This window comes from Thiocystis violacea (assembly GCF_016583575.1).
Lineage (GTDB): Bacteria > Pseudomonadota > Gammaproteobacteria > Chromatiales > Chromatiaceae > Thiocystis > Thiocystis violacea.
On sequence record NZ_NRRG01000023.1, the window covers coordinates 11,932 to 32,569 of the forward strand.

General features: G+C 65.8%; 17 protein-coding genes. 5 read left to right on the plus strand and 12 right to left on the minus strand.

Annotated elements, in window-relative coordinates; all coding sequences use genetic code 11:
- Positions 1 to 67 precede the first annotated feature (67 nt).
- From CKO27_RS12305 to CKO27_RS12325, 5 genes are all read right to left on the minus strand, one after another.
- Complete coding sequence (locus CKO27_RS12305) at positions 68 to 1,354, minus strand: polysaccharide deacetylase family protein (protein WP_242470883.1); 1,287 nt, start codon at positions 1,352 to 1,354, stop codon at positions 68 to 70.
- A 118-nt stretch (positions 1,355 to 1,472) separates the two neighbouring features.
- Positions 1,473 to 3,569: a glycogen debranching protein GlgX gene (glgX, locus tag CKO27_RS12310; protein ID WP_200375194.1), complete on the minus strand. Its 2,097-nt coding sequence runs from the start codon at positions 3,567 to 3,569 to the stop codon at positions 1,473 to 1,475.
- 269 nt (positions 3,570 to 3,838) lie between these two features.
- Entirely contained in the window at positions 3,839 to 4,981 is a 1,143-nt protein-coding gene (locus CKO27_RS12315; protein ID WP_200375195.1) for an MFS transporter, read from the minus strand.
- Positions 4,982 to 5,227: 246 nt separating this feature from the next.
- Positions 5,228 to 6,328, minus strand: coding sequence for a chorismate synthase (aroC, locus tag CKO27_RS12320; RefSeq protein WP_200375196.1), 1,101 nt, complete (start codon positions 6,326 to 6,328; stop codon positions 5,228 to 5,230).
- Between the two features lie 2 nt (positions 6,329 to 6,330).
- Positions 6,331 to 7,674, minus strand: a complete 1,344-nt coding sequence (locus CKO27_RS12325; RefSeq protein WP_200375197.1) for a TolC family outer membrane protein — start codon at positions 7,672 to 7,674, stop codon at positions 6,331 to 6,333.
- Positions 7,675 to 8,001: 327 nt separating this feature from the next.
- Here CKO27_RS12325 and CKO27_RS12330 point away from each other — a divergent pair, with 327 nt between their 5' ends.
- Positions 8,002 to 8,985, plus strand: a complete 984-nt coding sequence (locus CKO27_RS12330) for a hydrolase (protein ID WP_200375198.1) — start codon at positions 8,002 to 8,004, stop codon at positions 8,983 to 8,985.
- Between the two features lie 4 nt (positions 8,986 to 8,989).
- On the opposite strand, the gene CKO27_RS12335 is transcribed toward CKO27_RS12330, so the two are convergent.
- Positions 8,990 to 9,940 carry an adenylate/guanylate cyclase domain-containing protein gene (locus CKO27_RS12335; protein ID WP_200375199.1) on the minus strand — a complete coding sequence of 317 codons (951 nt, stop codon included), beginning with the start codon at positions 9,938 to 9,940 and terminating at the stop codon, positions 8,990 to 8,992.
- A 277-nt stretch (positions 9,941 to 10,217) separates the two neighbouring features.
- Here CKO27_RS12335 and CKO27_RS12340 point away from each other — a divergent pair, with 277 nt between their 5' ends.
- The 3 genes from CKO27_RS12340 to CKO27_RS12350 all read left to right on the plus strand — a co-directional run bounded on the left by CKO27_RS12340 (position 10,218) and on the right by CKO27_RS12350 (position 12,185).
- On the plus strand, positions 10,218 to 10,634 hold the full coding sequence (locus tag CKO27_RS12340) for a hypothetical protein (RefSeq protein ID WP_200375200.1): 417 nt from the start codon (positions 10,218 to 10,220) through the stop codon (positions 10,632 to 10,634).
- A 180-nt stretch (positions 10,635 to 10,814) separates the two neighbouring features.
- Positions 10,815 to 11,330: a YbaN family protein gene (locus tag CKO27_RS12345; RefSeq protein ID WP_200375201.1), complete on the plus strand. Its 516-nt coding sequence runs from the start codon at positions 10,815 to 10,817 to the stop codon at positions 11,328 to 11,330.
- A gap of 3 nt (positions 11,331 to 11,333) precedes the next feature.
- On the plus strand, positions 11,334 to 12,185 hold the full coding sequence (locus CKO27_RS12350) for a sirohydrochlorin chelatase (RefSeq protein ID WP_200375202.1): 852 nt from the start codon (positions 11,334 to 11,336) through the stop codon (positions 12,183 to 12,185).
- Here the strand turns inward: CKO27_RS12350 and CKO27_RS12355 are convergent.
- The 4 genes from CKO27_RS12355 to CKO27_RS12370 form a co-directional block, all read right to left on the minus strand.
- Positions 12,166 to 13,449 (minus strand): hypothetical protein, encoded by a 1,284-nt coding sequence (locus CKO27_RS12355; protein WP_200375203.1) that lies wholly within the window; start codon positions 13,447 to 13,449, stop codon positions 12,166 to 12,168. The genes CKO27_RS12350 and CKO27_RS12355 overlap by 20 nt on opposite strands.
- The gene (locus CKO27_RS12360) at positions 13,443 to 13,715 is read right to left on the minus strand and encodes a DUF2249 domain-containing protein (RefSeq protein WP_200375204.1); all 273 of its coding nucleotides are present in this window, start codon (positions 13,713 to 13,715) and stop codon (positions 13,443 to 13,445) included. Before CKO27_RS12360 ends, CKO27_RS12355 begins: the two co-directional genes overlap by 7 nt.
- A complete protein-coding gene (locus CKO27_RS12365) occupies positions 13,708 to 14,223 on the minus strand; it encodes a hemerythrin domain-containing protein (protein WP_242470889.1) in 516 nt (171 codons plus the stop codon). Before CKO27_RS12365 ends, CKO27_RS12360 begins: the two co-directional genes overlap by 8 nt.
- Positions 14,224 to 14,355: 132 nt before the next feature.
- Complete coding sequence (locus CKO27_RS12370) at positions 14,356 to 18,504, minus strand: hypothetical protein (protein WP_200375205.1); 4,149 nt, start codon at positions 18,502 to 18,504, stop codon at positions 14,356 to 14,358.
- A 258-nt stretch (positions 18,505 to 18,762) separates the two neighbouring features.
- Between CKO27_RS12370 and queF the strand changes: the two genes are divergently transcribed.
- A complete protein-coding gene (gene queF, locus CKO27_RS12375; RefSeq protein ID WP_200375206.1) occupies positions 18,763 to 19,152 on the plus strand; it encodes a preQ(1) synthase in 390 nt (129 codons plus the stop codon).
- A 222-nt stretch (positions 19,153 to 19,374) separates the two neighbouring features.
- Here queF and CKO27_RS12380 read toward each other — a convergent pair whose 3' ends face one another.
- On the minus strand, positions 19,375 to 19,926 hold the full coding sequence (locus tag CKO27_RS12380) for a cache domain-containing protein (protein WP_200375207.1): 552 nt from the start codon (positions 19,924 to 19,926) through the stop codon (positions 19,375 to 19,377).
- A gap of 62 nt (positions 19,927 to 19,988) precedes the next feature.
- Entirely contained in the window at positions 19,989 to 20,555 is a 567-nt protein-coding gene (locus tag CKO27_RS12385; RefSeq protein ID WP_200375208.1) for an acetate uptake transporter, read from the minus strand.
- Positions 20,556 to 20,638 lie beyond the last annotated feature (83 nt).

Consider the following 20,638-nt stretch of genomic DNA (forward strand, 5'->3'; position numbering starts at 1 on the left):
AACGCTCCGCGTCGCTGGTGATAGTCAAATCCCCCGAATGGACAAGGCGGCCAGCTCCTAATCCGAATCAGTCGCCCGATCCGGCCGAGGGTTCGGCTGGATCGGATTCGGCGTCACCGACCGCCGTCTCCGCGAGCACGCTCGTGAATGGATGGGCGGCGCGACTGGAGTCGCCGGCACGAACGACCTCCTCGGCTTCATCCAGGGCACCCTTGGCCGGCCGGGTCCGGGCATAGAGGTGCGGGATCCAGGCATCGCCCCAGAACAGAAAACAGCTCGTCTCCGCCTCGAGAATCTGCTGGCGGGCACGCACCATCGGCTCGCCGGCGACACGATAGATATCGGGGTGGTCACGACAGATGCGCCAGTAGCGATCGCTCAGACTCCGCACCTCGGCGACCGCCTGGCGCTGGGATTGGGAGCCAGACCACTGCGAGAGATCCTCGCCCGAGGTCGATCCCACGTTCCAGGCGCCGGTCTGGACCCTGGCGCGGGCCAATGGCCGCGTCTGGGCAAGATAGGCACCCAGGGTCACCGGGGTGATCGGATAGCCACCGCTTCGGCATTGGTCCATGTAAGGGGTAAAGAAATGGCCGAAGAACCCGGCGGGCTCGTGGATCTGTCTGAACCAGCCGCCATTCTCGCCATCCGACCAGGTGGTGATGAGTCGCGCCTCGTCCGGCCGGGGCGAGACCGAGGCCCGCCAGGAGACCTCGTCCTGGAACCAGCGGGGATTCAGCCCGCTCTCCTGGGCATTGGAGACATCCCGATCGCGCGGCACGACCGTGATGCAGACCCCATCGTGACAGGCGATATAGGGTCTGAAGATGTCGTTGAGACCGTCTTCCGGACGCACATGCACCCCATCGACCACCACATAGTCGTAGCCGGCCTGGGCCAGGGCTGGAATCATCTCCATCGAAAAGGCCATCTCGGGCGGCCAGAAGCCGCGCGGGCTACGCCCGAACACGCGCTCCATCATGGCGCGCCCGCGTTCGAGCTGCTCCAGCCAATCGGCGCGTGGGATCAGGGGGAAAATCGGATGATAGTAGCCCATCCCGATCAGCTCGATGTTGTCGGCCTCCCGGTAGCGCGCGAGCATGTCCGGGATGTCGACGATGTGCCGATAACGATCGACGATATCGGGATCCAGGAACTGTTCGAGCAGGACGCCAGAGAAGCCCACATGCAGTCGGGCGACATCCTTGTATTGCTCGGCATAGCGCACGGTCCGCTCATAGCAGCGAACGATTTCCTCCGCCTCCCATGGATTGATCTCGATCAGGAGACGCAGATTGCCCGGAGGCTGATGCATGTGCAGCCCGAGCGCATGAAAAAGCTTTCTCTGTGCCATGAGTCCTCGCAATGACCGCGGGCGCCGCACGCCTGACCCCGCGATGCGGCGAACTCGCCTACCGCATCACATTAAACAATGGAACTTCCACGGTCAAAGCCCTGGGATCAGGATTTCGTCACGCCCGACGGCCTTCCACCACCAGAATACTCCGGGAACGCACCAGATGGCGCCTTTCCTCCACCCGGAGCTGGTCGGCCGGCGCGACCACATCGGTCGGCGAGGCCCGGCCGGTATCCAGGGCGAGATACCAATGGTTCCAGGTGAAGTCGGGCAGCTCGAAGTCACGGGCGCGATCGCTCATGTTGATCATCGCATGCAGGAGACCCTCATCCGGGCCGGCTGGCGCGAGCGTGAAGGCCAGCATCTGGTTGCGAGGATCGTCCCAGGCCGGCTCGTTCAGCTCCACGCCATGCCAGGTGACGTCCGGTAGATCCGAGCCCTGGCTCAATTGGCCGGAGAGGAAATGCCGACGCCGCAGGCTGGGATGGCGCTTGCGCAGCGCGATCAATTCGCGGACGAAACGCAGCATCTGGGCGTTGCGCTCCAGCAGGGACCAGTCGAGCCAGCCGAGCGGATTGTCCTGACACCAGACGTTGTTGTTGCCCTTCTGGGTCCGCAGCAGCTCGTCGCCGGCCAGCAGCATGGGGATCCCCTGGCTCAGGAAAAGCAGGGTCAGCAGGTTCTTGGCCTGACGGCGGCGCAGCGCGAGGATCTCGGGATCCTCGGTCTCGCCCTCGACCCCGCCGTTCCAGCTCAGATTGTCGTTGGTTCCGTCGCGGTTGGCCTCGCGATTGGCGAGATTGTGCTTGCGGTTGTAGGACACCAGATCCCAGAGGGTAAAACCGTCATGACAGGTCACGAAATTGACGCTATTGATCGGTTTGCGCAGATTGGCCTCGTAGAGGTCGCTGCTCCCGGACAGACGGGTCGCCAGCTCCGGCACCAGGCCATGATCGCCCCGGACGAACCGCCGGATGCTGTCGCGGTAGCGTCCGTTCCACTCCATCCAGCGATAGCCGGGAAAGGTGCCGACCTGATAGAGACCCGCGGCATCCCAGGCCTCGGCGATGATGCGCGAGGCCGCCAGTGTGTCGGACAGCTCGATCTCCCAGAGCACCGGCGGGTTGGCCATGGGCCGGCCGTCGGCGTCGCGCGCCATGGCGCTGGCGAGATCGAAACGGAAGCCGTCCACATGCATCTCACGCACCCAGTACTCCAGGGCGTCCAGGATGAAATGCGTCACCAGCGGGTGGTTGGCGTTGACCGTGTTGCCGCAGCCGGTGAAGTCCAGATAGATCCCCTTGTCGAGACCGTCCAGACAGTAAAAGGTCTCGTTGCCGAAGCCCTTGAAGGTCATGGTGGGTCCGCTGGCGCCGCCCTCGCTGGTGTGGTTGAACACCACGTCCAGGATGACCCCGATGCCGGCCCGGTGCAGCGCCTTGACCATGTCCCGGAACTCGCGCCGATGCGTGCCCTCCTCCGGGGTGACGCAGAACCCCGGATGCGGCGAGAAGAAACCGTAGCTGCTGTAGCCCCAGTAGTTGCGCAATCCGGACTCCCAGACCTGTTCCGGGACGTCCTGCTCGTCGAAGGCCATGATCGGCATCAGCTCGACATGGGTGATGCCCAGGTCTTGCAGATAGGGGATCTTCTCGATCAACCCCAGGAAGGTTCCAGGGTGTCGCACGCCCGAACTGGGGTGTCGGGTGAAACCACCCACATGCAGCTCATAGACGACCGTCTGCTCCGTGGGCAGGCGCAGGGGGGTGTCGCCTTCCCAGTCATACTCCTCGGCCAGCACGATGGCGCGCGGTGAGTCGTGCGGCTGTACGCCCTCGCGCAGGCGACGCCAGCGGTTCCAGTCGCCGACATTGACCGCCCGCGCCCAGGGATCGACCAGCTCGATACCCGAGTCGAAACGCCAGCCATGCAGGTGCGGATCGTGCGGGCCATCCATGCGCCAGGTGTAATGCGTGCCCGGCGGCAGATCCTCGATCAGGACGTGCCAGGAGAAGAAGGTGTGATTGGTACGCGGATCCAGACGAATGATCTGAAAGGGCTCGGGACTCGTGGCCCCCGCGTAGAGCAACAGCTCGGCCGCCGTGGCGTGACGGCTGAAGACGGAAAAATTGACGCCATCGTCCTCGACCGTCGCCCCCGGAGGATAGCGCCGGCCAGGCAGGACTCGATAAGGACCATGGGAAGCAGACATAAGGAAGGCGCCTCAGGGAAACGGGTTCACTTAGGTGAAATGGTCCAACAGAGGTAATCAGCGGACACGCGAGGACTATGGAAGTCGAAATATGGGGGTCGGATCCGACTGATTTCGATCATAACACGCGATTCATGAGCGACATGTGCTCGAACGCCCAAGTCTCGATGCGAATCGGGGCACTTCCGAAGGAAGCGCCGGCTTTCAGCGGTTGAACGGCAAGCGATCAGGCCAGTGCGGGGCGATGGCGGCGCTCCACGACCACGAGGTCACGGGTGACGCATCTCGGCGTCCATCCAGCGCCAGGCGACGAACAGCCCCAGCGCTGCCGACACCGAGCCAACCCCAAAGGTGATCAGTGGTCCGGATCCCGCCCAGAGGACACCGCCGATCAGGCTTCCGGCCGCCCCACCGGCGCCGAAGCTCAGGCTGTTGTAGAGGGCCTGACCGCGCCCCTGGGTACGACCGGAAAAGACCTGATGGACCAGATGGATCGCCGAGGCGTGAAAGGTTCCGAAGGTCGCGGCGTGGAGTATCTGGGCGACCAGTTGGACCGCCAGGATATCCACGAAGGCACCGATCGCCAGCCAGCGCGCCACGGCCAAGGCCAGGCTCCAGAGCAGGACGCGACGCGCGCCGAAGCGTTCAAGCAGTCGGGGCATCACCAGGAATACCAGCACCTCGGCGATGACGCCCAGCGCCCAGAGCCAGCCGACCTCGGCGCTGGAATAACCCGCCGATTCCAGATGAATCGAATAGAAGGCGTAATAGATGCCATGGCTCAATTGCATCAGGAAGCAGGCGCCGAAGAAGGCCAGAACACTGGGTCGCCGCAACAACAGACGCAGCGAGACATCGACCCGAGATCCAGAATCCGGCGCGCTGTCGGGGATGAGGAAGGCGGTCAGGCAGATTCCCAGGGTGAGCGACAGGATCCAGAGCGGCACGATGGCGAGCGAGTCGCGTTCCAACAGGAGACCGAGCGCGACTACCACCAGAACGAAGCCCACCGACCCCCAGAGACGCACCAGGGCATAGCGGGTCGGGCGCTCGCGGAGGTGGTTGAAGGTCACGGCCTCCATCTGGGGCAGCGAGGCGTTCCAGAAGAAGCTGAACAACAGCAGGGCCAGCGCCATGCTCCAGAAGCCATCCGCGACGAAGACGGTGGCGAAACCGAACACCGAGAGCAAGGCCCCCAGCCGCACCACTTGCATGCGATGACCAGTGCGGTCGACGATGTGGCCCCACACCATCGGCGCCACCACTTTGGTCGCCGAGAGAATCGCCATCAACAGACCGATGGCCAGGGCATCGAACCCCTCGCCCTGGAGATAAAGCCCCCAATAGGGTACGAGCGCCCCGAGCGAGGCGAAATAGAAGAAGTAATAGCTCGAAAGCCGCCAGTAGGGCATCGGGGCGCGGGGCTCGCGTTGAGTGATCGGAAGGCCCCGATGGTCGGGTGTCAGTTGTCAGTTTTCAGTATCGAAGGTTCAGACCAAGTCTCCCAGACTAGGATCAGGCCGCCGCCTGTCGAGGGCCTAATCCTTTCGCGAATTGGTCGCACGCCAGCCCCGACGCCGTCACAATCCCGCAAACTGACAACTGACAACTGACAACTGACAACTGACAACTGACAACTGACAACTGACAACTCGCCCCTAACCGCGAACCGCCGGAATCGCGGGGGTCGGTGGCCTGACATCGGCGTTCTGTCCCCGCTGGCGTAGAAGATGATCCATGAGCACCAGCGCCAGCATGGCTTCGGCGATCGGGGTGGCGCGGATGCCGACACAGGGATCGTGGCGCCCCTTGGTGATCACCTCGGTCGCGCTTCCATCGCTGCCGATCGTGCGTCCCGGCAGGCGGATGCTGGAGGTTGGTTTGAGGGCGAGGCGTGCCACCACGTCCTGTCCGGAGGAGATCCCGCCGAGAATGCCGCCGGCGTGATTGGAGAGAAAGCCGTCGGGCGTCATCTCGTCGCGGTGTTCCGTGCCCTTTTGCTCGACGCAGCCAAACCCGGCGCCGATTTCGACACCCTTCACCGCGTTGATGCTCATCAGGGCGTGGGCGATGTCGGCATCGAGCCGGTCGAAGATGGGCTCGCCGAGACCGGTCGGAACCCCCGAGGCCACCACCGTCACGGCCGCCCCGATCGAATTCCCCTCCTTGCGCAGCTCGTCCATGTAGGTCTCGAGATCCACGACGGTCTCGACGCAAGGCCAGAAGAAGGGATTGCGCTCGACCTGATCCCAGTCGAATCCGCGTGGACGGATGGGGCCGAGTTGCGAGAGATAGCCGCGCACCCGGACCCCGTGGCGCTCCGCCAGGTACTTCTTGGCGATGCCACCGGCCGCGACGCGGATGGCGGTCTCGCGCGCGGAGGAGCGTCCCCCGCCCCGATGGTCGCGGACGCCGTATTTCTGTTCGTAGCTGTAGTCGGCGTGGCCGGGACGATAACGGCTCGCGATCTCGGAATAGTCCCTGGAACGTTGATCCTCGTTGCGGATCAGCAGGCCGATGGGCGTGCCCGTGGTCCGCCCCTCGAACACCCCGGAGAGGATTTCAACCGTGTCCGACTCCCGACGCTGGGTCGTGTGACGCGACTGCCCCGGCTTGCGCCGATCCAGATCCCGCTGCAGGTCGGCGGCCGTGAGCGCGAGCCCCGGCGGACAGCCGTCGACGATACCGCCGATGGCCGGGCCATGACTCTCGCCGAAACTGGTGACGACGAAGCTCTTGCCAAAGCTATTGCCGGACATCGTCAGTTAGCGGGCAGCGGGACGACATCGCCTGGCTCGAGCCAGGCGTTGCCCTTGGCCAGGACGTCGCGCGTCAGGGTACTGGTCGCCTGATGCAGCTTGACCCCGTTGATGATGTAGTCATAGCGCGCGCTGAGATAATCGAACTCGGCCTGGAAGAGACTGCGCTGGGCGTTGAGCACATCGACCTGGGTGCGGGTTCCGACCTCGAGTCCGGCCTGGGTCGACTCCAGGGCCGAGCGCGCCGAGACGATGGAGGCCTGACGGGCCTTGACGTCCTCGATGCTGGAAAGAATGCCGCGGAAGGCGTCCTTGACCTGCTGGTCGACCTGGCGCCGAACCTGGTCGAGCCGGTCCTGGCTGGCCCGGTACCTGTAGCCGGCCTCGCGGGTGCGCGAGGCCACCGAGCCGCCCTGGAAGATCGGCACCGACACCGACAGACCGACGAAGCCGGTATCCGAATCGGTGCCGTACTCCGCGCCGGAGCGCGAGACGTCGTAACCGGCCTGGAGATCGACCTTCGGAAAATAGCCGGAGCGCTCGATCTCGATCGTCCGCTTGGCCGCGTTGACCGACTCGGTGGCGGCGAGAATGCCGTAGTTGGCACGGATGGCGGTGCCGGCCCAGGCCTGGATGTCGTTGGGCTCGGGTGGCGCCAGCGGGAGTTTCTCGCCGAGCCGGGCCAGCGGCGCGCCGATCGGACCCACGATGGTTCGCAGGGCCTCCCAGGCATTGTCCAGCGCGTTCTTCGCGTTGATGAGATCCGCGCGCGAACGGTCGTAGGCGGCCTGACTCTCGTTCACGTCGGTGATGGCGACCAGACCAACCTCGAATCTCTGCTTGGATTGCTCCAACTGGCGTTCGTTGGCTCGCAGCAGCGCCTCCTGAACCGTGACGGCATCCGCGGACCGCAACACGTTGAAGTAGGCTTCGGTGGTCTTGACCATGAGGTCGATCTGGGCGTTGCGATACTCGGCCTCCGCCTGGGCGATGACATTGTCCGCCTGCTTGAGCGTCATCCAGCTCGCCCGGTTATAGACACTCTGGCTGAGGACCGCCTGGGCCTCCTGGGTGCCGTAGCGATCGGAGCGGTCGATCCCGAGACTGCCGCCGCGCGAATCCGCGTCGTAATAATCCAGGTTGCCCTGGAGGTTGACGCTTGGCAGGAGCAGCGAACGCGCCTGCGGCTTGACCTCGCGCGAGGCAAACAGGTTTTGCTCGGCCTCCCGCAGGGTCGGATCGCTCACCACGGCCATGTCGTAGATCTGGATCAGATCCTCAGCCGGCGACAGTTGGGGCAGTGCGCACAGCAGCATCGAAATCAGGGCCGGAAGGATTCTCGGCATCGGTATTGGTTTCCTTGTCCAGCGGGCAGTGAAGCCGCGATTTGATTCAGCGGCCAGTATAGGGGACAAAGGGGCTTGGTCTCAATCGAACCCAAGCCGCGCGGGACAGCGACTCGCGGGCTCGCGGCAAGCACTTGGGGCTCCCGCCAGGGATCCTGGCCCCAAGAGATCCTCGGTTTTTCCTTGTTGGAAGCCAGGCGCCCGGCGACCCTGACACCGATGGTTCCTGAGCACGGGAACCTCATGCGACACTCCGTCCCCATGGTGATGGCGTGCCCTCACCCACCGAATCCCGCAACCGATATTTCGCCTTGGAGACCTTTGGCCATGGGCCGGATCACGCGAAGTCCATTCAAACCGGCCTGGTGGCTTCCAGGCCCGCACATCCAGACCCTCTGGCCAAGCCTGACCCGGCGTCGGCCGCGCGCGCGGCTGGCCTGGCGTCGTATCGAGCTGCGCGACGGCGACTTCATCGACCTGGCCATCGGTGAGACGTCCGGCCCTCGTGTGCTCATCATCCATGGCCTGGAAGGCAACCTTGAATCCCATTACGCCGGATCGCTCGTCGAGACCCTCGGACGCGCCGGTTATCAGCCCATCTTCATGCACCTGCGCGGCTGCTCCGGGGAGCCGAATCGGCTGGATCGCGCCTATCACTCCGGCGCCACCGAGGATCTCGCGGAGGTTCTCCAGGCGCTCGCGCCCGACGCGGCGGGCGCGCCCAAGGCCGTCATCGGCTTCTCGCTGGGGGGCAATCTGCTGCTGAAGTATCTCGGCGAGGCATCACACCCTCTAATCGAGGCCGGGATCGCGGTCTCGGTCCCCTTCGTGCTGCGCGACGCCATGCTCCGGCTGGATCTCGGCTGGTCGCGGATCTATCGCGGCCATTTGCTGGGAAAGCTCAAGTCGAGCGTGCGGCGCAAATTCACCGACCGCCCCTGTCCGCTCGACCTGGAGTTGGACGGCATCCGTGATTTCAACCAGTTCGACGAACAAATCACGGCGCCGCTGAATGGGTTCGCCGGGGTCTTCGATTACTACAACCGCGCCAGTTGCCGCGCCTATCTGGGCGGCATCACCACGCCCACGCTCATCATCCAGGCGGCTGACGATCCCTTCATGTTCCCCGCCACGTTGCCCTGGGAGCACGAACTCGGACCGGGCGTGACCCTGGAGCTGGCCGAGCACGGCGGACACGTCGGGTTTATCGCGGGCGCCTGGCCCTGGCGTCCGGTCTACTGGGCCGAGACCCGAATCCTCGAGTTCCTTCGCGAGATCATTCCCCCGGAGATCGTCGCCGAAACCTCATGAATCCTCACTTCCCCCAGAGAACGAGATCGACATACTGCTTGACCTTCTTGTGTCCGGGGGTGTCGATGGTCGTGAACTGGAGGTTGGTCCGGTAGCTGCCCTTGTTGCGTCGCGACCTCAGCACCCGCGCGTAGACCTCGACCGCGTTCTCCGATCCAAGCTCGGGCGAGAGCGACATCAGGATCTCCGAGTAGGTCGGAAGAACCATCGGCAGATCCGCGCTCATGCCGAAGTATCCCAGGTCATTGACGGTGCCGACGAAGCGCTCGGCTTGAATGCGCTTGTCCTCGACCCGCCGGAACACGACCGGGAAGTCGACCAGGATGCGCGGCGATTTGCGGATCTCGATCGCCGGAACCAGTGAGGTCCGGGGCTCGGTCACGGCCTTGAGTTCGTAAAGCTTCACCGGGGTGGACTTGCCCTTGACCAGAACCTCGTTCACGGCCCCCACCTCGATCTGGCCCTCGGCGCCGTGGAAGACCGCCTCGCTCATCAAGACCTGACCTCGCAGCGTATAGGCCTCGATCCTGGCCGCGAGATTGACCGGATCGCCGATCACCGTGTACTCGTTATAGATCTCGGATCCGAAGCTGCCGGCCATGACGTCGCCGGTGCTGACGGCGATGCCGGCATAGAGACGCGGCTCGCCGCGCGCCTCGCTGTGCCGATTCAGGTCCGCCATCGCCTGCTGCATCTCGACGGCGCAGTTCAGCGCGCGGATCAGATCATCGGGGCGACGAACCGGCGCGCCGAAGAGCGCCATCACCGCGTCGCCCATGAACTTGTCGACCACGCCGCCATGGCGGTCGACGACCTGGGCCATGAGCGTGAAAAACCGATTCAACAAATCGACCATCTGGGTCGCCGGCAAGGACTCCATCAAGGCGGAGAATCCACGCAGATCGGCGATGAGGATGGTCGCCCGGGTTCCGATGACCGGATGAGGATTGTTCATAAAGGCATCCGTTCGTTGACGTCGGACGCTCGCTCAGCGTCGTTTCTGATGACGGCCCGATGGGGCCGCGAAACCATACACCGCATCGACCGCAGCGACTAGCCCGGCCCGACGGGATCGACTATCCGCTCTTGATCCCGCCGGTCGGCGCGATCACGCCCTGACGATAAATTGACAATTTTCATGGGTTTTGCGGCGCTCACCGGCAATGCTTGGCGTTATCTTCATTCGTCGGCGCGAGCGACCCCTCGACGCCTTGATCACAGAGAGACCGCGCATGGACCGTTTCACGAAAACTTACAGTATCTTGCTGGGAATCATCGTTATTCTAGGGCTGTTTTTCTGGATGAAATCATCCTGGCAGCCGGGCGTCCGAGGGCTCGACAGAATCCTGACCTCCGACGCCCAGCTTTCGACCTACCCCTATCAATTCCGGCTGCGCTCGTTCAACGATGGCATCGCCGTCATCTCGACACCCCGCTCCTTCGACGTGCCGGCGCTCCAGTTCCTGCAGATCATTCACCCGAAACTCGCCGGCAAGAACCAGGATGATCCGGAAATGGCGGCGGCCCAGCAGGATCTCATCGACCACCAGAAGCGCGCCATGGGGTTGATGCTGGCTCAGCCGGACGTCCAGAGCGTCGACTGGGAACTCGACACCCAATGGCTCGCCGATCATGGCGTGAGTCGGTGAGCGGCGGCTCCACCCAATTTCGCCGGGCGGTACGTCCGGCTTGACCCTGGCGGGGCGGGAGGCTCATCGAGGACCGCCCCACCCAACCGGATCGGGCGCGGCCTCGAACCTTTGGTGCGCGTCGGGAATTCCTGACCAAAACAGGCTATGATTCCGGGCCTAGACACCGGAGGACAGCCAATGCAGGGCACCGAGCACGACAAGACGGCGGCGACCGAGCCTCGGATCGACCAGCGCCGACACCACATTTACAACATCCTCGCCTGGCTGTGCCTCGGACTCGGCTTCCTCGGCATGGTGGTTCCCCTGATGCCGACCACCGTTTTCTGGATCTGCGCGACCTGGCTCTGGCTTCGCAGCCGGCCACATCGGGTCAAGTTCCTGGTCGAGCACCCACGGTTCGGAGCCTCCATCCGCCGCTTTCTCGAAACCGGTGAAATCTGCCGCACGGGCAAGAACGCCGCCTTCATTGGCATGACCGGCAGTCTGCTGATCTGGATCGCGCTCGTGCGCCCAAGCTGGCCGATCGCCCTCCTGGTCGCCGGCATTCTCGCCCTAGTCGCACTCTGGATCGCGACACGACCGGAAAGCCCGCGCCAGACGCGAGGGCCGTCCCAGGTCGCCGTCACCCTGGATCCAGCCGCCTGGGCGAGCCCCCGGCCGGTCGCCAAGCCACCCGCCAACCCACCCGGTTAGCCCATGCGCGCCGTTCTGCTGATCGATAACGGCTCCAAACGGCCAGACTCGACGCTGAATCTGAGAACAATCGCCGACGCACTCTCCGCGCGCTCCGGCGAATTGGTACGGCCTGTCTCGCTGCTGCATTCCGATCAGGTCCAGGCCGAACAGCTCGCGGGCCAGGCGGCCGACACCTTCGCGCCCATGCTCGGGCGCCTGCTCGCCGACGGCGTGCGTGATCTGGTGCTGATCCCCCTGTTCTTCGGTCCGAGCCGCGCCCTCTCCCAATTCGTGCCCGAGACGGCCGCCACGCTGGCCGTCGAGTTTGGCCCCTTCCGGCTCGCGATCGCGCCCGAACTCTGCCCGCTCCCCCAAGGCGAACCCCGCCTGGTCGAGATCCTGCTGGACAACCTGAACGTGGCCGCGACGAGCGCCGGAATCGCACCCAAGCGGGTGATACTGGTCGACCACGGCTCGCCCATCCCCGAGGTCACGGCCGTGCGCCGCTGGCTCGGCGACCGACTCGCCCTTCGGCTCGGACCCCAGGTCGAGCTGGAACAGGCGGTCATGGAACGCCGACCGGGAATCGAATACGACTTCAACGGTCCGCTGCTGGAAGATCGGCTCGCCCGCTTGGCCGAGACCGATCCGACCACGCCCATCCTGCTCTCCATGCTTTTTCTTTCCGCCGGGCGACACGCCGGACCGGATGGCGACATCGCCCGGATCCGCGCGCGCATCGAGCAAGGCTGTCCGACCCTGCGCCTTCACACGGCGCCACTGGTCGGCCTCCATCCGGGCTTGATCGAGATCCTTGAATCCAGGCTCATGGAAATGAGCCGGTGGCGCCGACTCACCCCAGGCGCCGACTGATTTCGCGATAACGCCAGACGCACCCGGCCTGTAGCCACCAGAGCAGGACCGAGGAGACGACCAGCCCCAGACCGCCGAGACGCGCGAGCCAGGCCCCCCAACCGCTTACCGGCCAGCCCGCCGCCGCGACCGTCACCAGGAGCGCGCCGAGAAAGACGCCGAACTGGATGCGTGCCAGTCGCTCCGGGATGAAGACCTGCATGTACGGCAGGCGCACATCGAATCGCCGGGTCGTCACCTGACGATGCTGAAGATGGAACCAGCTCAGAAAGGGCATGATCTTTAATAGCATGCCGCTCGGCAGTCCGATACCGACGCCGATCAGGAGCAGCACGCCGATCGGCTCGACCCGCCCGTCCAAGGCCCAGACCAGGGCCGCCGCCAGCGCGGCGAGCATCGCGGTCCACCAGTAAATCAGCGTGACATCCAGACGCGGACGCTCGCGGCGACGCTGAAGGATCAGCGTCACCACCGCGAACAGCACCAGGCCGCTCACCGAGACGCCGAATCCCCAGGCCGCCGGCACGGCCGACCCCGTCAGCGTCAATCCGGTCGCGACCAGCAGGCCGGCGAACACCAGCGGTGCCGCCGCGCGCGTCAGCCAGGGCGGATAGGCCGGCGTCACATGGAACATGGGCACCACCTGATAACCCACGCCCATGACCAGCATCCCGACCCAGCCCAGCAGACCCCAGCCGAGATGCAGATCGACCCAATGGGTAAAACCGCCGATGGGGGCGCCCAGCAGCACCGCCACCAGAAGACCGCCCAGCAGCAGCGTCATCAAGAGCGCCAGAAGCGCCAGACGCATCGCCTGGAGCGTCCTTGGAACACCGCGCGCCCGCGCGAGCGCCAGCCCCGCCGCCCCAATGAAAATCAGCAAGGCACAGGAGAGCAGCACGGCCCCGACGACCAGCCAAAGCGCGCCGCCCCAATAGAGTCCGCCGCTCAGCGACAGGGTGCCGGTCACCAGGCATCCCTGGACCAGCGGTGCCACCCGCGTGACCGCCGCCACCCGCGCGCCCGCCAGCACCGGCAGCATCTGAAAGAGCGCGCCGCACATCACCTGGGTGAGAAACCCCAGCGCGATCAGATGCGTGACCGCCAGCGCGGCGGGCGACCAGCGTGTCAGCAGCGCCAGGTTTCCCTGCCAGAGCAGAAAGCCGCCGGCCAGGATCGCGAACAGCGGGGCGGCGAGAAAGAAGGCAAAGGGCACGCGAATCGGCGGGGCCTGATCCAGACTGAGCCCGCCCGTATTCAGCACGGGATCCTCCAGTCCAGTTCGGACCGAGACGGCGGGAAATCGGCCGGCCAGATGAGGATCTCGAAACGCTCCTCCTCACCCAGGGTGCGCCAGGCATAGCCCAGGCGCCGCAGCAGGTCATAGAGCGGAAAGGGCTCGCGGCGATGCAGCACCCAGAGACGTCCATCCTCCGGCATGTCCGTCAGGGCATCCAGAACCCGCTCCATCGGCTCCGGCGGTTCCAGCCGGCGCACATCCAGCACCCTGGGCGCGAGCGGATCAGCCATGGGCGAGGAGATCGGCGATTTCGCCTGCTTGCGTCTTCAGGGCGCCGTCCGCCATCGGATAGAGCACGCATTCCTCCTTGGAATTGTGCTGCTGGGTCAGGAAATGCAGGGTCTCGAGGATCCCGAGACAGGTGTCCCGATCCTGGCGACCAACCGCCTCGGTCAGATCCTCGAAGAGGACACGCATCTGCGCGTGCTCCGAGAGCATCACCTCGATGGGATTGGCCGCCACGCGATAGATCTCGGCCAGTCGCGGAAAAAGGGTCTGTTCCTCGGCATCGAAATGGCGGTTCATGGCCGAGACCAGCGCCTCGGCCGCCGTTCCGATGTCGGACCAGTCGCCGCGACCGACGCAGGCCTCGGCGGCGGCCAGCCGATGGTCACAGGCGTGATGATCCTGGGTGAAGGCGTCGGTAATGATGGAGGCCATGCTGGTGTCGCTCGCTTGATGGATGGGAATGGCCGGATTCTGCGAGTCGCCGCGCGGAGGCTCCTTGACTTGGGTCATGGGCAAGGAGGCGGCATTATCCATGGAACCCCAGAGGCCCGGATCCGCGCTCGATGCGCGGAGGCCGGGTGACATGACAGGGCGACGATGCGGTTGGATGCGGAACGGACGGGATTAACGGGATGTTCAAGATCAAATGGATGATCCAGGCGCCTTCTTGACCCGCTCCCGCCACAGCCGGGGCCGCGAGAATCCTTCCCAGCCCCAGCGCAGCCAGTCGAGCAGCCGGAAGGCGAGCCAGAGCGCCCAGCCGAGCATGAGGGCGCGGTAGATCCACATGGGAACCGAGAGCACCCAGACCTCGGGCAGGGTCGGGCCGCCGCGATCCTGATACCAGTTGAGGAGTCCGCCGGAAGAGCCGTTGCCCATGATCTGCATCTCGGGACGTCCCAGCAGACCCTGTTGGACAACTCCGATCAAGGCCGCCAGCGCGGCCAGCGTCAGCAGGACCAAACCGATCTGGATCAGATTGAAACGCCAGGCGCTTGGGCCTTCGTCCAGTTCTCGACGTAGCCCGAGCGCGAACAGCCAGCCCGCGATCAGGAGCGCCGCCCAGACCTCGACCAGCGCCAGCCCGATCCCGAGCAGAAACCAGTCATGGAAGCGCAGGGGCGTCAGCCTGTTACGCCCCAGACCCAAGGCGAGTCCGGTCAGCACGATGAGCAGGCCCCAGAAGAGCACCGCCGGCCCGAGGCCCGGACCCGCGGCGAAGAGCACCCAGCGGTCATCGGGCAGGCGTAGGGTCTGGGTGAGATTGACGGCCGGGAGACCCAGGTCCGGCACCTCGGGAGTGAAGACCGGGCTCAGGGTTCGGGGCGCGCGCCAGGCGATCATCGCCTCCTGACGGCCTGGAACCAAGGGCAGCTCGACGAGGGACGATCCGCTGGCTGGCAACGGCAGGCTCCGGCCATCCAGACTGAGCTGTCGCAACTCGACGCCATCGGGTAAGCGAACGCCATGCACCCCGCCCTGACTGGAGCGCGCCACCAGGGTGAGCACGGCATCGCTCCCCCGGCGTCCAGGGTCGACCCGGTAGTCCACCCGATCGAGGGTGAGCGTCGGTCCCGGCACACCGCTTGGCCGGGTGATGCGCAGGCGCAGCGTCTCGCCTGGGAGCGGACGCCAACTCGGCAGCCAGCGGTCGCCGGCCTCTCGGTGATGGACGGGGGCGATACCCGAATGCTCCAGATGCCACATGGACCCCAGATCCAAGCGCCAGGACTCGGCGAGTCGTGGATCGTCGCTGGCCGTCAGCCTCAGCTCTCCGGCGGGTTCGAGACTGGAGGTCCAGCTCCGCTCGGTTTCGCCTGGCATGAGGACGACCTTGACCTGGCCGGACTCCACCTGGACATCCGCCGTCCGCACCGACTCGCCCGGCAGGAGCGGAACCGGAACCAGCAGGGGAAACTCGGGCGATGAGAGCCGGCGCGCCAGCGTCTCGACCCGCCAGTCGATCCCCAACGCCAGCCGACGCTCGATCAGGAGCAGGGGCGGCAAGGCGTCCTGGGTCAGACGTTCGGTGGACGCGACCCCGTTCCCGGCGAGTCGGATCAACTGGAGCTGCGGACCCGCGCGACCGGCGGCATCCAGTCCCTCAAGACGCCAGCCTTCTGTCTCCTGGGTCACCAGACGCGGCATCAGCGCGAGCGGCAGATCGACTCGGTCCTCGCCGCCCAGAGGGCCGGTCAGCCGGAGCTGGTGGCGTCCAGGCGGGAGCGGCACCAGCAGACGTCCATCGGCGCCCCGGCGCAGACGGTCGAGGGCCAGCCCGTTCAGGCTGACCTGGCTCGGCGTCCAGCCCGCCTGGCCGCCCAGCACCTCCGCCGCCATCCCCGTCGCCGCCTCCAGGGTCAGTTCCAGGGTCAGACGCTCCGGCTCCGCGCGAATCCCCAGGCGTGAGAGCACCAGACAGTCCGGCAGACAGTCGGGTGGCGCGAGCAGTCGTCCGCGCAGTTCCTCCAGTAACTGGGGCGATGGGAACTCGGACGCCAGGACCGGACGCGGCGCGAACCCGCTCCCAACCAAGAGGGCCAGGGTCAGGACCAGGAGCGAACCGGCCGGCGGGCGGCGCGAAGCCTCGATCACCCCCGCCAGTCGCAGCGCGAGCACGACCAACAGCAGGCCGCCGCCAAGCGCGAGGATGAGATTCCAGAACGGCGTCAGCAGCCAGAGTCGCGCCTGCTCGGCCGACCCGACCGGCCCGGTCCAGGTCAAGTCGAACGCCTTCCAGCTCCAGTTCGGGATGCCGGGTCCGGTCTGGACCAGCGCCTTGGGATCCAGCATCTCCGGCGGGGGTGGCGCCGGCGCGGGCGCGGCCGGACCCTTGCGCGCGGCCGGGACATCCGCCGGGAGCAAGGCCCGTGGCTCGGTCAACTCGCGCATTTCCAGCGGGGTGTCGAACGCAGGCTCGGGGACGCTCATCGCGTCGGCAGGCCCCGCCCCGCTCCCGTCCAGCGACTGTCCGCCAAAGGGGGTCCAATGGGACTGGGCGAGATGCGGATAGAGACCATCGCGCACCTCCGAGACCAGGAACGGCAGCCCCAGCACCAGGAGCGCCAGCAACCCGAGCCGCCGATACCAGCTCACCAGACCACGCAGCCTGTTCAGGCCCGGACGCTCCGAGGTTCGGGGCAGCAGACGCAGCAGGGCCGCCGCCGCCAGGACATGCAGCCAGACCAGGCGCGGCGCGTCGGGCGACTGCCAACTGAGCACCAGCGCGGCGAGCGCGAGCAGGCCCCAGCCTCGCCCCCAGATCCGACCGATGCCGAGCGTGAGAATCAGCACCAGAAAGAGATCCAGGAGCGTCCAGCGGGCCAGCCAGGTATCCGGGATATTGTCGACGCCCGCGACAGCCAATAGATCCCAGCCGGGGGGCAGATGAAGACGGCTGCGCGCGGCATCGAAGGTCAGCGCCCAACCCGACGCCGGAATCCGGTCCGGCGCGGCGGCGAGCCGGCCCTCGGCGATCAGATCCAAGGTGCCGCGACGGACCTCGACCCCAGGCGCGGCCTGATCCTCGAGCCGGGTGATCAGAAGCGGCGAACCCGAGACCTGGACCTGTCCAAGCTCCAGTTCGGAGCCGGACTCCAGACGCCAGCTCCGGGTCAGATCCCCGCGGATACGATCGCGCGCGCTGTAGCCCTGTCCGTCGAAATCCAGCCAAAGCTCGCGTGACAGGCTGAGCCGGTCCGGCTCCGGATCGGGATCGCCGCGGCGCCGTTCGGCCAGTCGCAGGACATCCTCGGGGCCGGCCCGGTAGACCGGCAATCTGGCCCAATCCGCGGGAAGACCGGTCTGGCGCGGATCGATCGCATCCAGCCCGGAGACCTCGACCTGGCGCAGCTCCGGACGCGCCGCGAAGGCCCAGACCTCCTGCTCGGGCCAGTCATCCGTGCCGGTCGCGCGCGCCAGCCCGGTCACGGCGCCCGGATGATAGCTCGCGACCTCCAGCACCCAGCGTCCCGGACGGACCTGGATCCGCAAGGTTCCATCGCGCTCCAGACGTGTCGGAAGCGCGCTCTCGACGCGCAGCGGAATTCCGTCCGGCAGGGCCACGGGGCCAAGCCGCGCCTCCCGGGCGCGCCCGGACACCTCCAGTTCCAGACGGGTCAGAACCCGCAGCGGCAGGCTATCCTCGATCCGCCGATAGACCTCAAGCCGAAGCTGATCGCCCTCGCCGTCCGTCACCGCCCCCGCCGGATCACGCAACCAGAGCCGGCCGCCCGTCTCCAGTCGCGGCGCGGCGTGTGGCTGGCCGTCCAGCACCAGGGTCAGGATCCCGGTCTCGGGCGGCAACGGCAGCGACTCCGGACGCGACCGCCACTGGAAACGCCCCGTCAACCGATGCGTACCGGGCGCCAGCCTCGCCACCGGTCGACCCTCGCGCGCGATCACCGCCAGCGGCCGATCGCCATCCTGTGTCTCCTGGGGCCAGATCTCGACGTCACCCGGCAAGGGCACCCAATCCTCGGCCTGAAGCTGCCAGATCTGCTCGAAACGCCCGCCATCGGCCTCCAGTTCCAGATGCAGCGGTCCCGGCCAGGCGCAGAGCCGGTCGACGCCCTGGGCATCCAGGACGCAGCCCCTCCGGTCGGAACCAGCCCGATCCTGACCGAGAACCCATGGAATCCAGGGCTTGAGGGCGTCGGGAATCGCCGCCTCGGTGCTCGCGAGGTCGGCGGCCTCCAGCGGTTCCGGCGGCGGCGGCGCGGCCTGCGCCGGCGCGCCGAGGAGCGCGACCAAGACAAAAGGCTGAAGCAAGGCGGTGACGAAGCCTGACATGACGCGGACCTCCCCTGGCATTTGGCTCCCTGTATCTTGAAGCCCAGGGCCTTGGTGGACAACCGCTGGCCGGCCTTCGGTGGACAGTGAGAGGGCGGCGAACCGGCCCGATCCGAGCCGATTCCAAGTCTCGCGTTACCTGTGCGGGTGGATCAGAGGCTAGACTAGCGCCTGGAGACGTCGATCAGCGGTCGGCGTGCCACGGGCGGATACCCATAGAGCGGTTCCGCTTTCAACCTGAGTTAGGAGACGAAGACGATGCCAAGCGTCCCGAGCAAAGCGCTCGAGATCTTTCCCAACCCCCAGCCGGAGCGCGACTATACGATCCGCATCCGGGTGCCCGAATTCACCTGTCTCTGCCCCAAGACGGGCCAGCCGGATTTCGCCGAGCTGACCCTGGAATACATCCCGGAACGGCAGTGCGTCGAGCTGAAATCGCTCAAGACCTATGTCTGGTCCTATCGCGACGAGGGCGCCTTCCACGAGGCGGTCACCAATCGCATCCTGGACGATCTGGTGGAAGCGACCCAGCCGCGCTTCATGCGTCTGACGGCGGACTTCAATGTCCGGGGCGGCATCTACACCACCGTCGTCGCCGAGCACCGCGCCGCCGACTGGCAACCGCCAACGCCCGTCACCCTGCCCTGACCCCCGATCCGCTCGCCGCGCCGCAGGTCGGTTGTTGGGGCGAACGAACGTGAGCCCCAACATTCAACCAGCGGGGACGTTGGGGTTCGCTCTCGCTCACCCCAACGAAGGATGGCCGGTACGCCTCATTTTTGGTCGCATCCCACCTCGCGGCCGGCCATTCTCGGCATGGCTTGATGGGGCGAAAAAACCAGACGAATCCTGACCGCCGTGAAGCGGCCTTCAGGGCACGGCTTTCGAGGGCTTGGAAGCCGTCTCGACGATCTTGCTCAGCTCGGCCGGGGTGAGCTGGTCGTCGTAGATCCCCGCGCCGACCTGGATATCCGACTTGAACGAGACCACCGCGCTCAAGGCGTAGGAGATCTTGCGCGACGCCTTCGCCTCGCCCGGCTTCGGCCACCAATACTCGACCCAGCCACCGTTCTTCTGGGCGCCGGCCTTGCACAGATCCTGAAACAGCGGGTGATCCTTATCGTCGCGCATCCCCAGGATGGGCTTGCCCACCATGTCGGGGCGCAGCGGATGGGCGATCATGACATCCTCGCGGCAGCTATAGACGAACACATAGCTGTCCTTCCATACCCAGCGGGCGTCCTTGTTGTTGTTGAAATCCAAGAAGCCGGCCAAGCCCTTCTCGTTGAGATATTGGACGGCCTCGCGCACCTTCGTCACCACCTCCTGCGCGCTGGCGGCGGAGTCGTCCGCCCAGGTAAGGGTCGGGGCCGTGCCCAGGGTCAAGACCAGAGCGGCCAGAGCCAATGTTGTTTTTCCCATGATTGAATCCTCTTGAATCGGACAGCGCTGAAAGCGGGTTTGCGAGCGGAATCCTGGGTCGCTCATCCCACCCAGGGCTTGCCCGCGGGCAAGAGTTCACGCCCGTAAACCTCGTTCAGGATGATACGGGCCATCATGTACCAGGCCGTCAGGGCACAGGCCATGAGGACGTAGCCGGCCACCAGCGTCATGGACGGATAGCCGAAGTGCGCGAGATCCAAGAGGATGAAGCCGGCCAGCAGCAAGGTGAAGGTCAAGGCCATGGCGCCATGGATGCGCAACGAGCCAACCCAGAGGATCGCCGTGAACAGGGTCCAGGCGACCAGGAACCAGCCGACGTCCTGGGTGCTGGCCTTGAAGAGGTCGTAGTTATTGGCGATCAGCATCAGCGCCAGCGCGATCCAGAAGGCCCCGTAGGAAGTAAAGGCGCAGTAACCGAAATTGTTGCCGGTCTTCTGCTCCTGAAGCCCAGCGAAGAGTTGCGCCGCGCCGCCGAAGATCAGCCCGAGCCAGACCACCGGTCCGATGCTGGACATCCAGCCAACGTTGTGGAATTGCAGCACCAGGGTGGTGAGACCGAAGCCGGCCAGGCCAACCACCGCCGGGTTGCCGAGTTTTTGTTCCGCCATTTGTATGTATCCGAGCGTTCGACTGAAGAAGTGGGTAGGGATGTCCACCTGCGCGACGGCAGGGCGAGGCATGCTACTCCAGA

What these genes read in the sequence shown, in the direction of transcription:
- CKO27_RS12305 (WP_242470883.1), bottom strand. Translation starts at nt 1,354, where the DNA reads ATGGCACAGAGAAAGCTTTTTCATGCGCTCGGGCTGCACATGCATCAG.
- glgX (WP_200375194.1), bottom strand. Translation starts at nt 3,569, where the DNA reads ATGTCTGCTTCCCATGGTCCTTATCGAGTCCTGCCTGGCCGGCGCTAT.
- CKO27_RS12315 (WP_200375195.1), bottom strand. Translation starts at nt 4,981, where the DNA reads ATGCCCTACTGGCGGCTTTCGAGCTATTACTTCTTCTATTTCGCCTCG.
- aroC (WP_200375196.1), bottom strand. Translation starts at nt 6,328, where the DNA reads ATGTCCGGCAATAGCTTTGGCAAGAGCTTCGTCGTCACCAGTTTCGGC.
- CKO27_RS12325 (WP_200375197.1), bottom strand. Translation starts at nt 7,674, where the DNA reads ATGCCGAGAATCCTTCCGGCCCTGATTTCGATGCTGCTGTGCGCACTG.
- CKO27_RS12330 (WP_200375198.1), top strand. Translation starts at nt 8,002, where the DNA reads ATGGGCCGGATCACGCGAAGTCCATTCAAACCGGCCTGGTGGCTTCCA.
- CKO27_RS12335 (WP_200375199.1), bottom strand. Translation starts at nt 9,940, where the DNA reads ATGAACAATCCTCATCCGGTCATCGGAACCCGGGCGACCATCCTCATC.
- CKO27_RS12340 (WP_200375200.1), top strand. Translation starts at nt 10,218, where the DNA reads ATGGACCGTTTCACGAAAACTTACAGTATCTTGCTGGGAATCATCGTT.
- CKO27_RS12345 (WP_200375201.1), top strand. Translation starts at nt 10,815, where the DNA reads ATGCAGGGCACCGAGCACGACAAGACGGCGGCGACCGAGCCTCGGATC.
- CKO27_RS12350 (WP_200375202.1), top strand. Translation starts at nt 11,334, where the DNA reads ATGCGCGCCGTTCTGCTGATCGATAACGGCTCCAAACGGCCAGACTCG.
- CKO27_RS12360 (WP_200375204.1), bottom strand. Translation starts at nt 13,715, where the DNA reads ATGGCTGATCCGCTCGCGCCCAGGGTGCTGGATGTGCGCCGGCTGGAA.
- CKO27_RS12365 (WP_242470889.1), bottom strand. Translation starts at nt 14,223, where the DNA reads ATGACCCAAGTCAAGGAGCCTCCGCGCGGCGACTCGCAGAATCCGGCC.
- CKO27_RS12370 (WP_200375205.1), bottom strand. Translation starts at nt 18,504, where the DNA reads ATGTCAGGCTTCGTCACCGCCTTGCTTCAGCCTTTTGTCTTGGTCGCG.
- queF (WP_200375206.1), top strand. Translation starts at nt 18,763, where the DNA reads ATGCCAAGCGTCCCGAGCAAAGCGCTCGAGATCTTTCCCAACCCCCAG.
- CKO27_RS12380 (WP_200375207.1), bottom strand. Translation starts at nt 19,926, where the DNA reads ATGGGAAAAACAACATTGGCTCTGGCCGCTCTGGTCTTGACCCTGGGC.
- CKO27_RS12385 (WP_200375208.1), bottom strand. Translation starts at nt 20,555, where the DNA reads ATGGCGGAACAAAAACTCGGCAACCCGGCGGTGGTTGGCCTGGCCGGC.